Origin of the sequence: Sphingobacterium sp. SRCM116780 (assembly GCF_021442025.1) — a bacterium.
GTDB lineage: Bacteria > Bacteroidota > Bacteroidia > Sphingobacteriales > Sphingobacteriaceae > Sphingobacterium.
This window is the reverse complement of the sequence record NZ_CP090446.1, coordinates 1,183,671-1,198,877: the sequence shown is the minus strand read 5'-3', so window position 1 is coordinate 1,198,877 and position 15,207 is coordinate 1,183,671. Positions and strand designations below refer to the sequence as shown.

16 protein-coding genes and 1 riboswitch are annotated in these 15,207 nt (G+C 35.8%); of the genes, 9 read left to right on the top strand and 7 right to left on the bottom strand.

What is annotated here, in order from left to right; all coding sequences use genetic code 11:
- Window positions 1-10: 10 nt before the first annotated feature.
- Window positions 11-1,108, bottom strand: a complete 1,098-nt coding sequence (gene dinB / locus LZQ00_RS05255) for a DNA polymerase IV (protein ID WP_234512548.1) — start codon at window positions 1,106-1,108, stop codon at window positions 11-13.
- Window positions 1,109-1,272: 164 nt separating this feature from the next.
- Here dinB and LZQ00_RS05250 point away from each other — a divergent pair, with 164 nt between their 5' ends.
- The gene (locus tag LZQ00_RS05250; protein WP_234512546.1) at window positions 1,273-1,677 is read left to right on the top strand and encodes a hypothetical protein; all 405 of its coding nucleotides are present in this window, start codon (window positions 1,273-1,275) and stop codon (window positions 1,675-1,677) included.
- A gap of 88 nt (window positions 1,678-1,765) precedes the next feature.
- On the opposite strand, the gene dnaB is transcribed toward LZQ00_RS05250, so the two are convergent.
- The gene (gene dnaB, locus LZQ00_RS05245; protein WP_234512544.1) at window positions 1,766-3,379 is read right to left on the bottom strand and encodes a replicative DNA helicase; all 1,614 of its coding nucleotides are present in this window, start codon (window positions 3,377-3,379) and stop codon (window positions 1,766-1,768) included.
- Window positions 3,380-3,807: 428 nt separating this feature from the next.
- On the opposite strand from dnaB, the gene ubiE reads away from it, so the two are divergent.
- The 6 genes from ubiE (at window position 3,808) to LZQ00_RS05215 (ending at window position 8,106) form a co-directional block, all read left to right on the top strand.
- The gene (gene ubiE / locus LZQ00_RS05240; protein WP_234512542.1) at window positions 3,808-4,548 is read left to right on the top strand and encodes a bifunctional demethylmenaquinone methyltransferase/2-methoxy-6-polyprenyl-1,4-benzoquinol methylase UbiE; all 741 of its coding nucleotides are present in this window, start codon (window positions 3,808-3,810) and stop codon (window positions 4,546-4,548) included.
- A 31-nt stretch (window positions 4,549-4,579) separates the two neighbouring features.
- The gene (locus LZQ00_RS05235; protein WP_234512540.1) at window positions 4,580-5,341 is read left to right on the top strand and encodes an SDR family NAD(P)-dependent oxidoreductase; all 762 of its coding nucleotides are present in this window, start codon (window positions 4,580-4,582) and stop codon (window positions 5,339-5,341) included.
- A 16-nt stretch (window positions 5,342-5,357) separates the two neighbouring features.
- Window positions 5,358-5,807 (top strand): GatB/YqeY domain-containing protein, encoded by a 450-nt coding sequence (locus LZQ00_RS05230; RefSeq protein WP_234512539.1) that lies wholly within the window; start codon window positions 5,358-5,360, stop codon window positions 5,805-5,807.
- A gap of 55 nt (window positions 5,808-5,862) precedes the next feature.
- Window positions 5,863-6,309 carry a GNAT family N-acetyltransferase gene (locus LZQ00_RS05225; RefSeq protein ID WP_234512537.1) on the top strand — a complete coding sequence of 149 codons (447 nt, stop codon included), beginning with the start codon at window positions 5,863-5,865 and terminating at the stop codon, window positions 6,307-6,309.
- A gap of 14 nt (window positions 6,310-6,323) precedes the next feature.
- The gene (locus LZQ00_RS05220) at window positions 6,324-6,698 is read left to right on the top strand and encodes a DUF423 domain-containing protein (RefSeq protein WP_234512535.1); all 375 of its coding nucleotides are present in this window, start codon (window positions 6,324-6,326) and stop codon (window positions 6,696-6,698) included.
- A 4-nt stretch (window positions 6,699-6,702) separates the two neighbouring features.
- Window positions 6,703-6,765: riboswitch (Fluoride riboswitch) on the top strand.
- A gap of 51 nt (window positions 6,766-6,816) precedes the next feature.
- Window positions 6,817-8,106: a chloride channel protein gene (locus LZQ00_RS05215; RefSeq protein WP_234512533.1), complete on the top strand. Its 1,290-nt coding sequence runs from the start codon at window positions 6,817-6,819 to the stop codon at window positions 8,104-8,106.
- Window positions 8,107-8,166: 60 nt separating this feature from the next.
- Here LZQ00_RS05215 and LZQ00_RS05210 read toward each other — a convergent pair whose 3' ends face one another.
- The 5 genes from LZQ00_RS05210 to LZQ00_RS05190 all read right to left on the bottom strand — a co-directional run bounded on the left by LZQ00_RS05210 (window position 8,167) and on the right by LZQ00_RS05190 (window position 13,356).
- Window positions 8,167-9,900 carry a thiamine pyrophosphate-dependent enzyme gene (locus LZQ00_RS05210; RefSeq protein ID WP_234512531.1) on the bottom strand — a complete coding sequence of 578 codons (1,734 nt, stop codon included), beginning with the start codon at window positions 9,898-9,900 and terminating at the stop codon, window positions 8,167-8,169.
- A 98-nt stretch (window positions 9,901-9,998) separates the two neighbouring features.
- Window positions 9,999-11,303, bottom strand: coding sequence for a magnesium transporter (gene mgtE / locus LZQ00_RS05205; protein ID WP_234512530.1), 1,305 nt, complete (start codon window positions 11,301-11,303; stop codon window positions 9,999-10,001).
- A 91-nt stretch (window positions 11,304-11,394) separates the two neighbouring features.
- Window positions 11,395-12,105, bottom strand: coding sequence for a dipeptidase PepE (gene pepE, locus LZQ00_RS05200; RefSeq protein ID WP_234512528.1), 711 nt, complete (start codon window positions 12,103-12,105; stop codon window positions 11,395-11,397).
- Between the two features lie 178 nt (window positions 12,106-12,283).
- Window positions 12,284-12,472, bottom strand: coding sequence for an Arc family DNA binding domain-containing protein (locus LZQ00_RS05195; RefSeq protein ID WP_234512526.1), 189 nt, complete (start codon window positions 12,470-12,472; stop codon window positions 12,284-12,286).
- A gap of 11 nt (window positions 12,473-12,483) precedes the next feature.
- Window positions 12,484-13,356, bottom strand: coding sequence for an SPFH domain-containing protein (locus LZQ00_RS05190; protein ID WP_234512524.1), 873 nt, complete (start codon window positions 13,354-13,356; stop codon window positions 12,484-12,486).
- Between the two features lie 121 nt (window positions 13,357-13,477).
- Between LZQ00_RS05190 and LZQ00_RS05185 the strand changes: the two genes are divergently transcribed.
- Window positions 13,478-13,963 carry a DNA-deoxyinosine glycosylase gene (locus tag LZQ00_RS05185; protein ID WP_234512522.1) on the top strand — a complete coding sequence of 162 codons (486 nt, stop codon included), beginning with the start codon at window positions 13,478-13,480 and terminating at the stop codon, window positions 13,961-13,963.
- Window positions 13,964-14,023: 60 nt separating this feature from the next.
- Window positions 14,024-15,202 (top strand): AIR synthase related protein, encoded by a 1,179-nt coding sequence (locus tag LZQ00_RS05180; protein ID WP_234512521.1) that lies wholly within the window; start codon window positions 14,024-14,026, stop codon window positions 15,200-15,202.
- The last annotated feature ends 5 nt before the right edge of the window (window positions 15,203-15,207 follow it).

Here is a 15,207-nt window from a genome sequence, read left to right as displayed (position 1 = left end):
TTAGGTCAAATCAGAACTCTTTAAAAAGCGATAACTGATACCCCTCGAATCTTTCTTCCTTGTCCTCTTGAAAGTTTGAAATGGAGATCCCCATTAATCGTACTTTTTTATCAAGTTCCAATTTAGACAATAATGAATTTGCTATTTGATAGATCTCTTCCTGATCTTCTAGATAATGTAAAAGAGAAGAACTTCTTGTCAGAACAGAAAAATCTGCATATTTTACCTTTAAGGTTAATGTCCTCCCCTTCTTATTTCCTTTTTCAAGTCGATTATATAATTTTATACTTAGATCTTTTAAAATAGATTGCAACTCTTCAATTTGTCCAATATCTTCAGAAAAAGTATCTTCAATACCAATTGATTTTCGAATCCGATTTGGGAGAACTGCTCGATTATCAACTCCACGAACAATTTGATAAAAAAACTCTCCAGACTTACCAAACCATCGAACTAAATCTTCTTTAGATTGCTTCTTTAAATCTAATCCTTTAAAGATGCCCAAAGATCGCATTTTATTGGCGGTTACTTTACCCACTCCAAAAAACCTTTCAACAGGAAGTTCTTCCATGAATTTCAAAATTTTTGAAGGACCAACAAATGTCAACCCATCAGGTTTATTCATATCAGAGGCTATTTTTGCGACAAACTTATTGACAGATACACCTGCTGATACAGTCAAATTTAGTTCCTCTTTAATTTCAGATTTAATTCTTTTAGCAATTTCCAATGCAGATCCAATACGTTGCTTATCCTCCGAAACATCTAGAAAAGCTTCATCCAACGACAACGGTTCTATTAAATCGGTGTAGCGACTAAAAATTTCACGAATATGATCAGACACCTCTTTGTATACATCGAACCTAGGTTTTGTGAAAATTAAATTTGGACATAACTTGATCGCCTGAATAGAGGACATGGCGGATTTAACACCATATTTTCGAGCTTCATAACTTGCTGCAGCCACAACACCTCGTCCATCAGGTGTTCCACCGACAGCAATAGGCTTACCCCTTAATTCTTCAAAATCACGTTGATCAACAGAAGCAAAAAATGCATCCATGTCCAGATGTATAATTTTTCGCTTTTTATTTATTGTTGTGTCCATCTTGATTGCTTTCAAAAACAAATTTATAGAATATTATACAGAGATTTTGAATCATTTTTTTTAGCCAAATCGCTACTTTTAAACAAAAACAACGTGCTCATTTTTATTAAAAACATAATTTCATTCAATAAAACTGATATATTTACATTAAAAATAAATGTATTATGACTAATTCTGTAGATACAAAAAAGAAATCCAGTGGTTTCAAAAAATTTCTAATCATTATCATTTTGCTCATTATAGCTATCGGAGCGGGTGCTACCTATTATAAATATTTCTTTGTTTTCGGTGAAGGTGTTAAATCAGGTTATTTGAATTTTGCTGTTAAAAAAGGCAATATTTTTAAAACATATGAAGGAAAACTAATTCAAGAAGGTTTCGGACAAATAAAAAATGGAGGTGTTGCGAGCAATCAATTTGAATTCTCAATTGAAGATGACATCATCTTCAAACAATTAGAAACCAATAGTGGTAAATATTTTGACTTACATTATAAAGAGTATCATGGTGTGTTACCTTGGAGAGGTAACACCGTTTATGTTGTCGACAAAATAGTCAATATGAAATAAAAAGATAAGCGATCAAAAAAGCACTGTTACAAAACAGTGCTTTTTTGTTATATCATTAGAACTACATATCAAGCTTATAATAAGCAGATTAAAATGGTGCATCATCAGGCATATCATTCATTCGAGAAGGCATCGTGATCCCTCCAGCCATACCACCGCCCGGTTCTCCCGTACTGAACATCGAAGATGGGCTCATGGCAGAAGAATTAAATGGACCTGGATCACTATTAAATGTATCAGCACTTCCCATTCCGGAAAATTCATCCTCTAGATCCACAAACTTCACATATTTACCAATGAAACGAAGTGGTACAATACCAGTTTCACCATTACGATGTTTTGCAATAATAACTTCCCCAACTCCAGCAGTAGATCTTCCTTCTTCATCTTCAGTCATACCATAATATTCTGGACGATATAAGAACAATACCATATCCGCATCCTGCTCAATAGATCCAGATTCACGTAAATCAGAAAGCATTGGTCGTTTTGAATTTCCTGGACGAGATTCCACAGCACGACTTAACTGTGATAAGGCCAATACAGGAACATTCAATTCTTTTGCTACAGATTTCAACGCCCTTGAAATACTACCAATCTCTTGCTCACGGTTCCCCCCTCCTTTGCCATCTGCCTTACCATGCATCAATTGCAAATAATCGACAATAACCATTTGGATATCATGTTGCGCTTTTAAACGGCGACATTTAGCTCTAAATTCAAAAACGTTTAACGCAGGAGTATCGTCAATGATCAACGGAGCCTCTGTCAAACGACCAATCCTAGAATGCAATTGTTGCCATTCGTGATCCGCTAAATTTCCCTTTTTTAGTTTTTCTTGTTCAATTTCTGTTTCACCAGCAATCAAACGATTCACCAATTGTACAGATGACATCTCTAGAGAAAAAACAGCTACGGGTTTATGGTGATCTACCGCAGCATTACGTGCTACAGATAACACGAAAGCTGTTTTTCCCATAGCCGGACGAGCAGCAATGATGACTAAATCGGATGGTTGCCAACCAGAAGTCATCCGATCCAGAGCTGTTAAACCTGAAGGAACACCTGTCAAACCATCAGTTCGATCACGCAACAACTCCAGATTTGATATTGCCTCACGCATGATATCATCCATTTTTCGAGAATCTCTCCTTAAATTATTTTGAGCAATATCAAATAAGCTTTTTTCAGCATGATCTAATAAGTCAAAAATATCCGAAGTTTCATCGTAAGCACTATTGATAATCTCTGTTGATACTTTTATCAACTCACGTTGAATATATTTTTGAGAGATGATACGCGCATGAAATTCAATGTTGGCCGCAGAAACAACCCGATCTGTTAATTGCGTAATATAATAAGCACCACCAATCATTTCCAAAGCTCCCATTTTTCGAAGCTCTGCAGTTACCGTTAATAGATCTATTGGTGAAGTTTTTTGGAATAAACTAAAAATAGCCTCGAAAATTTTCTGATGGGCATCTTTGTAAAAAGACTCTGGTTTTAGGATATCTATGACTTCACTTAATGCATTTTTCTCTAACATCAAAGCACCTAAAACTGCCTCTTCCAAATCCAGCGCTTGAGGAGGCAATTTACCAAGACCACTAACCAGATTATTCAGCTTTGTTCTACGCTCTCCGAAGTTGGTCTTTTTACCAGTTCCAGCATTATTCTCTTCAAAATTATTATCGTTGCTCATCTTATAATGTGATATCGAAACTTGTGCATATACGCTAAAAAGTGTTAGCGGATAGCAAATGTATAAAAAATACAGTAGACATTTTTCAAGAGTTGTACACAGCTAAATTAGTTGTGAAAACAATCATCCTAAAAACTTTTGATAAACATCATTTTACCACCTGTCTTTTCCACAACATATGTGGAAAAAATGTTTATAAATAATTATCACACCTAAATATCAACAAGTTACAAACCTGTTAATAACTTTAGTTATTGTTAACAAAGTTAAGAAATTTATTAGGCTATTACCCTAATGCTATCTTTAAAAATATAAAAAAGAAGTCTATCCTGTTTCTCGACATATTTATTTTATACGGAAATTTTCCGATTTCATTTTTTCCTTTTCTATCCATTAAAGCTCAACGAGAATATTGTATCTTTGCTACTATGACAAATGAAGCATCCTCATTAAAACCATACAAAGACGCGAAAGACGGTAAAAAACAACAAGTTGCAGATATGTTTAATAACATTTCCAAAACGTATGATTTTTTAAATCATTTTCTGTCCTTAGGTATCGATATAATTTGGCGTAAGAAAGCAATTAATGCTTTAAAAACGATCGCTCCTCAGCACATGTTGGATGTGGCTACAGGAACTGGAGATTTTGCCCTAGAATCCATTAAAATATTGAATCCCAAGAAAATAATAGGCGTTGATATTTCCCAAGGTATGTTAGATGTTGCAAAACAAAAAATTGAACAAAAAGGACTACAGCATCAGTTCGAAGTACAACTGGGAGATTCAGAACATTTACAATTTGAGGACAATACCTTTGATGCTGTGACGGTAGCTTTTGGCGTTCGTAATTTTGAAAATCTAGACAAAGGCTTAGCCGATATCTGTCGTGTACTAAAACCCGGAGGAAAGGCTGTTATTCTGGAATTTTCAAACCCTAAAAAATTCCCGATAAAACAATTGTATAATTTTTATTTTAAAAGAATTACGCCGACCATCGGAAAAATATTCTCAAAAGATTCAAGTGCTTATTCTTATCTGCCAGAATCTGTTGCGAGATTTCCTGATGGTGAAAAATTTGCAGAAATCACTAAATCTGTTGGGTTTTCAAACACAATTATCCGTCCTCAGACTTTTGGAGTTTGTACCATTTATATTGCGACAAAATAGAAATATTACAATCATTTTTTAACTAAAAAATATGTCAAAGACAGTATTCATCACAGGGGCAAGTTCAGGCATTGGAGAAGCTTGTGCTGAGGTCTTAGCCAGCGAAGGATATAACCTTTTACTGTGTGCACGTCGTTTCCAGCGATTAGAAGAAATCAAAGATAGGCTAACAAAACAATATCCAGAGATCAATATCTACATCTTCGAACTAGACGTTCGCAATTATGATGAAGTGAAATCCAAAATTGAGAATCTCCCTTCAGCATGGAAAAATATCAATGTGTTGATTAATAATGCAGGCTTAAGCCAAGGATTGGATCCTATTCAGGATGGCGATATTGGTGACTGGGATCGAATGATTGATACGAATGTCAAAGGACTATTGTATGTTACCAAAACGGTTATCCCACTTTTAGAAAATCAAGAAGATGCCCATATTGTCAACTTGGGCTCCATTGCTGCAAAAGAAGTGTATCCAAATGGGAATGTCTATTGTGCAAGTAAACATGCCGTAGATGCTCTAAATCAAGCCATGCGAATTGACTTGTTAGCAAAAGGAATAAAAGTAACGGGAATAAATCCGGGCATGGTTGAAACAGAATTTTCAGAGGTACGTTTCAAAGGCGATAAAGACCGCGCAAAAAATGTATACAACGGACTGCAGGCATTATCTGGAAAAGATATAGCAGAGACAATATCTTTCGTCATCAGTAGACCAAAACATGTTAACATTAATGATTTAATCATTATGCCTACCGCACAAGCAACAGGAACGATTGTAAATAGAAAATAATAAAATTGAATAGCATATGGCTTTAGAAGAGAAAATCAATCAAGATATCAAAGCGGCAATGATCGCAAAAGATGCAAATAAATTACGTGGCCTTCGTGCCATCAAAGCAGCGATTTTATTAGCTAAAACTGAAAAAGGACATACCGAAGACTTGAACGAAGAAACGGAGATCAAAGTGCTTCAAAAATTAGTGAAACAACGTAAAGAATCTGCAGAAATCTATAAGAACCAAAATAGAGAAGATCTGTATACAATCGAAGTCGAAGAACAACAGGTTATTGAAGCCTATTTACCACAACAATTAAGTAAAGAAGAAGTTGAAAAAATCATTAAGGATATCATCAGCTCAACGGGTGCAACTTCAGTAAAAGACATGGGAAAAGTAATGGGTGCTGCCAATCAACAGTTGGCTGGAAAAGCTGATGGACGTACCATATCAGAAGTGGTAAAAGGTTTATTGGCATAATTGATCACAACCTTATTGCAAAAAGAGCTATAGCAATATAGCTCTATATTTTTATATGGAATTACGCTGGAATCATAAATCCTTCTCCCAATTAAGTGTAGAAGAATTGTATCAAATCCTCAAATTACGAGTTGATGTTTTTGTCAATGAACAACAGTGTTTCTACCCTGAACTGGATGATAAAGATCAATATTCTACCCACCTATGGACAGAGAACAAGGGGGAAATCATTGCTTATGCTAGACTAGTACCTCCAGGAATTTCCTATCCAGAACCTGCGATTGGACGTGTGATAACCAATCCAATTTTTAGAGGTAATCGCTATGGAAAGCTACTTGTACAAAAATCAATAAACATGATTTACGAAAAGCACGGAAAAACACCGATCCAAATTGGCGCGCAAACTCATTTGAAAAACTTCTATGGAAGTTTTGGATTTGAACAAGCATCAGATGAGTATTTAGATTATGGAATCCCACATATCGACATGATAAAACCCTAACTGAAAGAACGACAATGAATAATATAGTTATCATCACTGCAGCACTTCTTGGTTCAACAGCTATTATGTTGGGTGCTTTTGGTGCACATGCTTTTAAAAAATTAATTAGTGAAGAAAAATTGGCTTCATTTGAAGTCGGCGTCCGTTATCAGATGTATACGGCACTAACTTTATTAATCCTTGGTTTCAATTTACATTTTGATGTGTATAGCGAACGTTTTGCATTCTACAGCATCACTGCAGGCACGTTATTATTTTCTGTTAGTATTTATTTTTTATCTTTTGCACAGTACTGGAATAAAAACTTAAAATTCTTAGGTCCCATTACTCCCTTGGGAGGACTTTTAATGATAGCAGGATGGCTTGCATTAATCGTTCGTTTTATCTAAATTTAGATCATAAGGCAATGATGTCTGCCCTAAACCGCTTAACCGAGCTGATGACGTCTACTTTAACTATTGCAAAGTGCAATAGTTATAATTATTTTATACTATAATTAAAGTAGACATGTTTGCAAAACACATTTTTTCAAAAACCTTATGGAACAGATTAATCCTTTATTCTTTAAAATGGATAGGGTTAGCTCTACTCGTAGGATCAATAGTTGGTTCCATTTCCGCTTTCTTCTTGACGAGTTTATCTTGGGTAACCGAATATCGAGAGACCCATCTTTGGATTATTGCAGGATTACCAATCGCAGGATTACTTATCGGTTTACTTTATTATTATTACGGAGGATCGTCCAATAAAGGTAACAACCTGTTAATAAGCGAATATTACCAAAATAATCAAGCTATTCCATTAAAAATGGCGCCACTTGTATTGCTAAGTACGCTACTTACCCATCTTTTTGGTGGATCAGCAGGTAGAGAAGGAACTGCTGTGCAAATTGGAGGAACTATTGCCGATCAGTGCACAAAAATTTTTAAATTAAATCAGCAAGACAGAAGGATTTTAATCATCATCGGTATTAGTGCTGGGTTTGCTTCTGTTTTTGGCACTCCTTGGGCTGGAGCTATATTCGGGCTAGAGGTTATTACTGGCGGTAAAAATAGATTACGAGGTCTTATTCCGAGTATGTTGACTGCTTTTATAGCAGATTACGCTTGTTCCTTTTGGCATGTCGCACACACGCATTATAAAATTCAAGATGTTATTCCAGTAATAAGTCTTCAAATGATGGGTTATGCAACTTTAACGGGTATTGTTTTCGGATTAACAGCTTATTTATTTACAAAATCCAGTGATCTATTTACCACCCTTTTTAAAGCCATACCCTATCCACCCATTCGTCCATTCATTGGAGGATTGGTTTTAGTATTTGTTATATGGACTTTAGGTACAACCAAGTATATCGGATTAGGCATACCAACAATTTTAGAATCTTTTAAAATTCCATTAAATTCTACTGACTTTATCATCAAACTTTTACTCACCACCTTTACCCTATCAGCCGGTTTTAAAGGAGGAGAAGTAACCCCTCTCTTCTTTATTGGAGCAACCTTAGGAAATGCCTTGTTCGGATTTATACCATTACCCATGGGGTTATTAGCCGCAATGGGATTTATTGCAGTTTTTTCTGGAGCAACCAACACCCCTTTTGCTTGTTTACTGATGGGTATAGAATTGTTTGGATATGAAGCATGGCCTTATTTTGCTATCGTCTGTTTTGTCGCCTATCTATTTTCAGGAAAAAAAGGCATCTATGCTGCTCAGCTATTAAGTGGACCCAAACACTACTTATTTCTTCAATGGCAAAAAGCAAAGGACAAATATGCGAAGAATACAAAACTGTAAAAGTAGTTTAAAGATTTTTATCAATAAAAATCTTTAAACTACTATCACCCTATATTTTAGCTAGAGTTCCTTTAAGTGCTTATAGTTGGATTTGATGGTATCGATCACTTCTTGCATCTTCCCTCCTAACATTAATTTTGACATCGACTTGGCCATACCGACCATTTGATCCAAATCTACTTTTGGAGGCATCGCCAATGCATTCGGATTCGTAAATACATTTAACAATACTGGTCCTGGATGAGACAACGCAAATTCAACAGCATTTCGAACCTCCTCTGGCTTGTGTACATTAATTCCTTTAAAACCCATCGCCTGAGCAATCGCACCAAAATCTGGATTAACCATAGTGGTTTCATTGTCAGGCAATCCTGCAACTTCCATTTCTAGTTTCACCATTCCCAAAGCTCTATTGTTAAAAACGATTATTTTAACAGGTAGTTGATACTGATGGATAGTTGCCAAATCACCTAATAACATAGATAATCCGCCATCACCACACATCGCAATAACCTGACGATCCGGATGAGATAAAGCAGCACCTATTGCCATGGGCATTGCATTAGCCATAGAACCATGATTGAAAGAACCCAATAACTGTCTCTTACCCGTTCCCGAAATAAAACGGGCTCCCCAGACACAAGTCATACCCGTATCAACTGTAAATATGGCATTATCTGTCGCAAGTTCATTAATGGTATGTGCCAAGAATTCTGGCTGAATGGTATCTTCTGCCCCTTGTTCCTCCATATAGGTTTTCATATTTTCCTTGACTTTCTCATAGATTTTCAATTGAGATTCAAGAAAACTGCTGTCTTCCTTTTCTTCCAACAGAGGAAGCAAAGCCTGTAACGTATGTTTAATATCACCACATAAACCCATTTCCAATTTTGCCCTTCTTCCCAATCGCTCAACCTGGATATCAATTTGAATGATTTTATTATCTGTTGGCATAAAACTGTCGTAAGGGAAATCCGTGCCTAACAATAAGACCAAATCAGATTCATGCATGCTTTGATAAGCGGAAGCTTGTCCCAGCAATCCTGTCATTCCTATTTCGTATGGATTATCATGCTGAATCCCCATCTTAGCTCTAAAAGAATATCCGACAGGAGCTAATATCTTTTGTGATAACTGTACCACCTCTTTATGTGCACCTGTCGCCCCTATTCCGCAAAAAACAGTGATGCACTTACTTGTATTAATTGCAGCTGCAAGTGCCTCCAATTCTTGATCAGAAGGCCTGATCACTGGATCTGTATGAAATAATTGCGTAGAAACAGAAGAATCTACAGCCTTCATTTCAGACACATCACCTGGCAATCCAATAACAGCCACTCCCTTTTGTCCAATAGCATGTTGGATAGCTGTTTGAATAATTTTAGGCGCCTGTTCAGTAGTTGTAATCATTTGGTTATAACAACTACAATCATCAAAAAGCTTGATGGTATTTGTTTCTTGAAAGTAATTCATACCCATTTCAGCTGTATTGATCGTAGATGCGATAACAATCATCGGAACATGAGAGCGATGCGCATCGTACATGCCATTAATAAGGTGCACATGTCCCGGACCGCAACTTCCTGCGCAACAGGAAATTCCATCTAGTTCTGCTTCCGCTGCTGCTGCATAAGCCCCCACCTCTTCATGACGAACATGAATCCACTTGATTCGACCATCTTTTCGGATGGCATCATTAAAAAAATTAAGACTATCTCCCGTAACTGCATATACACGTTTTACACCTGCTTCAGCAAGCATCTCAACCAATTGCTCCGCAACAATCTTTGCCATATTAAATTTATTTAAGTCATTAGGATAACCAATCTATCCACTAACTTAAATAACAACTAAATACAGAATCAGTTTTAAATGACGTAAACAAATAACTATTACAATAATTTACCAGCCAAGAATATACCAGCGATAGTAAAATAAATAATCAATCCCGAAACATCGACCAAAGTAGCTACAAATGGTGCAGAAGCTGTTGCTGGATCTAATCCAAATCTGCGTAAAACAAATGGAATAATGGAGCCGGACAATGTACCCCAAAGCACAATAAATAAAAGAGAAAAAGAAACACTTAAAGCAATGTATAACGAATAGACCCCATAATCATAAATACCTAGTTCTTGCCAAATCAGAATCCTGAGGAAACCGATAATTCCAAGAATTCCACCTAAAATAAGACCTGAAGAAATCTCTCTTTTCACAACGTACCACCAATCTTTGAGCTTGATTTCTCCCAAAGCCATCGCACGAATAATTAAAGAAGCTGCCTGTGAGCCCGAGTTCCCTCCACTGGAAATAATCAGGGGAACGAATAGTGCTAAAACAACGGCCTTTTCAATTTCTCCATCAAAATAAGCCATCGCAGAGGCCGTTAACATTTCGCTCAAGAAGAGTATCACTAACCAACCCGCTCTTTTTTGAACCAATTTCAATAAAGGAGTCTTTGTATATGCTACATCCAATTCGTCCATACCCCCAAAACGATGGATATCTTCCGTATCCCGATCTTCAATTTGATCTAAGACATCATCAAAAGTAACGATACCAACCAAAACAGCATTTTCCGTAATAATAGGTAAAGCACTTCGATCATATTTTTGAAAGATTTCAAAAGCCTCCTCCATCGGAGTTGCCGCTTTTATCGCAACAAAATTATAATCGATTAATTCTGATATTTTGGTAGTTGCATCTGCCAATAACAATTCTCCAATCTTTAAATCATCAATCAACACATTATTTTCATCTACGACATAGATAAAGTTTAATGTTTCTGCTTTTTTACCAAACAATTTGATGTGTTTGAAGACATCTTCAACGGTAAAATAAGGTCGTACTTGCACATACATTGGCGTCATCAAACGCGCAATACTATTTTCATTATAGCCAATCAGCTTGAGCGCCAATTGTTTTTCACGCTCATTCAATAAATTGATCAAATATTTAATCAAATCATCAGGCAATTCCGAAAACAGTTGATTTCTGGTATCTGGTTTCAGATTATTTAGTAATTCAGAAAGCTGCGATTCGGAAAGTGATCTAACCAAACGATATTGGATATCAATATCCAAAAAAGAAAATATTTCTAATCTCAATTCAAGATCATATTGATTGAATTGTTCATATAATGCTTCTCTATCGAGTTCAGCTAATACTTCGGCAATATCAGCAGGATGTAAGTTCATTTTTTTATCCATTACAAATTACGTTATCTTATTACTTACTTATCAGTTTTGAAATAAAGCACTTTCCTTGTCAACAAAACTTCATCCGATATCAAAAATTAACTTGACCAGGGTTCAATTCAATAGGCTCTTTTCCTTGTTGAAATAATCTAGCTTGCAATTTACCTCGCAGCTCCACCACAGCATTAGACACATATAGCCAACTCCCCTCTCTTAACCCCAACACCGCCTGATTATTGAATTGATGAAATTCATGTATTCTCGTTTCTCTGGTCTCACCCTTATGCGTAGAATTTGGGTCGGGATCCAAATAATGTGGATTCAGATTAAAAGGTAATAATTGCAAAGCATCAAAACTAGGTGGATAAACAATAGGCATATCATTCGTGGTTCCTATTGTTAGTCCCGTCAAATTCGATCCTGCTGAAGTTCCTACATAAGGTATTCCGTTGGCAATAGCATTTTTCAAATCCTCCATAAGATCAAGGTCATATAATGTTTTAAGCAAAAGAAAAGTATTCCCACCCCCAATAAAAATTGCCTTAGCCTCTTGTATCGCTTCTTTTTTATTTTCGAATACATGCAATCCCTTTACCTGAATCCCTTTCTCCACTAAAGCAGCTTGGACATTTGCTGTATAATTGTCGTAAGAAATTCCAGAAGGTCGTGCAAAAGGAACAAAAATCAATTCATCTGTTTCAATAAAATCAACCAATTCATCTTTTATATAAGCTAAAAAAGGACTTCCATGAATAGTACTTGTACTAATAACTAGCAACTTATAATTAGTATTAACTTCCATAATCTCAATCTTTCAAAAAATCAATCAAATCTATTATTTATCCTGCAATAAAATGTAAAAAAGCTACAGTAAAATGAAGATTTCTAATCATCATTTTACTGTAGCTTTTATCTGAATGTTATCCTATGCTATCTGATGTAGCTTGTTAAGAAAAATTAAATTCCACAATTAACATCAATTATTCCGTTGATTTCTTCGAAGTTGAGTTCATTTTTGTATGATCTAAGCGTCTTGCCTCCTTCAAAGCTTTATTCAACAAATATTCAATTTGCCCGTTCACACTCCTAAATTCGTCGGCAGACCATTTTTCCAATGCTTTATAAACATCACTCTCTATTCGGAGCATGAAATTCTTTTTTTCCGCCATACTGTTAATCTTTATTGATATAAAGTTCCTGTATTTACTATTGGAGAAGCAGCTTTCTCACCACACAATACCACCATTAAATTACTAACCATTGCTGCTTTTTTATCATTGTCAAGTACGACAATATCTTTTTCAGACAATTTCTGCAAAGCCATCTCCACCATACCAACAGCACCTTCTACAATTTTTGCTCGGGCCGCAACTATCGCTGTTGCCTGTTGACGCTGCAACATCGCTCCTGCTATTTCAGATGCATAGGCCAAGTGACTGATACGCGCTTCTTTAATAATAATTCCTGCTGGAGCTAATCGTTCTAATAATTCCTGCTCTAAAATATGATTAACGGTATCTCCACCTTCACGCAAAGTAATTGATTCCTCATTGTCTGCTTGTAACTCTAGATTATCGTATGGAAAACTGCCCGCTAAATGTCTCACAGCAGCTTCACTTTGGGTACGTACATATGACGTATAGTTAGTCACATCATAGGTTGCTTTATACGTATCGCCAACTTGCCAAACAATTACAGCTCCAATCTCAATAGGATTACCCATTTTATCGTTCACTTTTAATGTTTGTCCTTGTAAATTATCTGATCTTAAACTTACTTTTACAGTAGAGTACAGTGGATTAACAAAAAAGAGCCCATTCTCTTTTACCGTTCCAACATATCGACCAAAAAAATTCAATACGCGTGAGTGATTCGGGTTAATGATCATTAATCCTTTTAATAAAAACAAAGCGGTTAAGATCATTAAAATTCCTACTGCAGCAAGCCAAGGAGCATTCTCTACTTGAAAGAAAGCAACAATAGCTCCCACAAAAAGAACAATAGCCATCAATAAGGCCAAATAACCGGAAAGAGGTTTAATTAATTTTTCCATAATTTTTAAGTTTTTGATATTAATTTGATATCAAATATACATCATTATGTAAACATTTTTAAAACTTTTATTCTTTCTAAAAAGTAATTTTTAAATTCGTAGCGGATCAACGACTTCCAACATGATAAAACAATGCTTTTTGCCACTTGAAAATCAAGATATTCGACTATTAATATTAGGATCGTTACCTGGAGACAAATCCCTTCAAGAACAACAATATTATGCACATCCACAAAATCGATTTTGGAAACTGATGAAACTTATTTTTAATGTTGCAGAGATTCATTCCTACACAGACAAGCTAGACTTACTTTTGGAGCATCATATCGGACTATGGGATGTCTGTGCTCAAGCGCAAAGAAAAGGAAGCATGGATTTAGATATTATAGATGAAGAACCCAATGATCTGGATGTATTCCTTGCTGATCATCCACATATTCATACTATTATCTTTAATGGGCAAAAAGCACAGAAAGTGTTTGATAAATATTTTAAGAAGAACCCTAATTACCGATATTTCACTTTACCCAGTACAAGTCCCGCAAATGCACAATATTCTTTAGAGAAATTACTTCAGGAATGGCGAACTGTTTTAAAAAAAGATTAACAAATATTTCGCACAATAAAAAGCTTAAAATTCACAGCGAATCATTATTTTTGCAGCAACATGTCAGATTTAAAATATAACCAAAGAGGTGTGTCCGCAGGAAAAGAGGATGTACACAATGCTATTAAGAACATCGATAAAGGATTGTATCCTAAAGCTTTTTGTAAAATCATTCCTGATATCTTAGGCGGTGATGAGCAGTGGTGCAACATCATGCATGCCGATGGCGCAGGTACAAAATCTTCATTGGCCTATGTCTATTGGAAAGAAACGGGTGACATTTCTGTCTGGAGAGGAATCGCACAAGATGCCATCATCATGAATTTAGATGATTTACTATGTGTTGGCGCTACGGACAATATTTTATTATCTTCGACTATTGGACGTAACAAAAATGTTATTCCCGGAGAAGTTATCGCTGAAATCATCAATGGTACCGAAGAAATCTTAAAAGATCTTCGTGAAATGGGGATTGGTATTTATTCAACAGGTGGTGAAACTGCAGATGTGGGGGATTTGGTACGTACGATTATTGTGGACAGTACGGTAACTTGTCGTATGAAACGTGAAGATGTGATTTCCAATCACAAGATAAAAGCTGGGAATATTATTGTCGGCTTATCTTCTTCAGGAAAAGCAACTTACGAAAACGAATACAATGGCGGAATGGGATCTAATGGTCTAACATCAGCCAGACATGATGTTTTCAATAAATATATCGCAGAAAAATACACGGAAAGTTTTGATCCAGCAGTTCCCTATGATTTGGTTTTCGCAGGTAGTCAACATTTAACAGATAAAATTATAATTGAAACAGGTGAAGAGATTACAGCAGGAAAATTAGTACTCTCTCCTACACGCACTTATGCTCCTGTTATCAAACAGATACTTGACCGGTACCGTTCGCAAATTGATGGTATGGTGCATTGTTCAGGAGGAGCGCAAACAAAAGTATTGCACTTTGTCGACAATGTTCATATTGTCAAAGATAATTTATTTCCTATTCCTCCGTTATTTGAATTGATTCAAAAAGAATCCAATACGGATTGGAAAGAAATGTATAAAGTATTTAATATGGGACATCGTATGGAATTATATGTTCCTCAAGAAATAGCACAAGATATTATTGCCATTTCAGAGTCTTTTGGTATTCCGGCACAGATTATCGGTCATGTAGAAGAATCTGCTATAAAACAAGTAACAGTAAAATCTCCATACGGCGAATTTATTTACGAATAAAACAA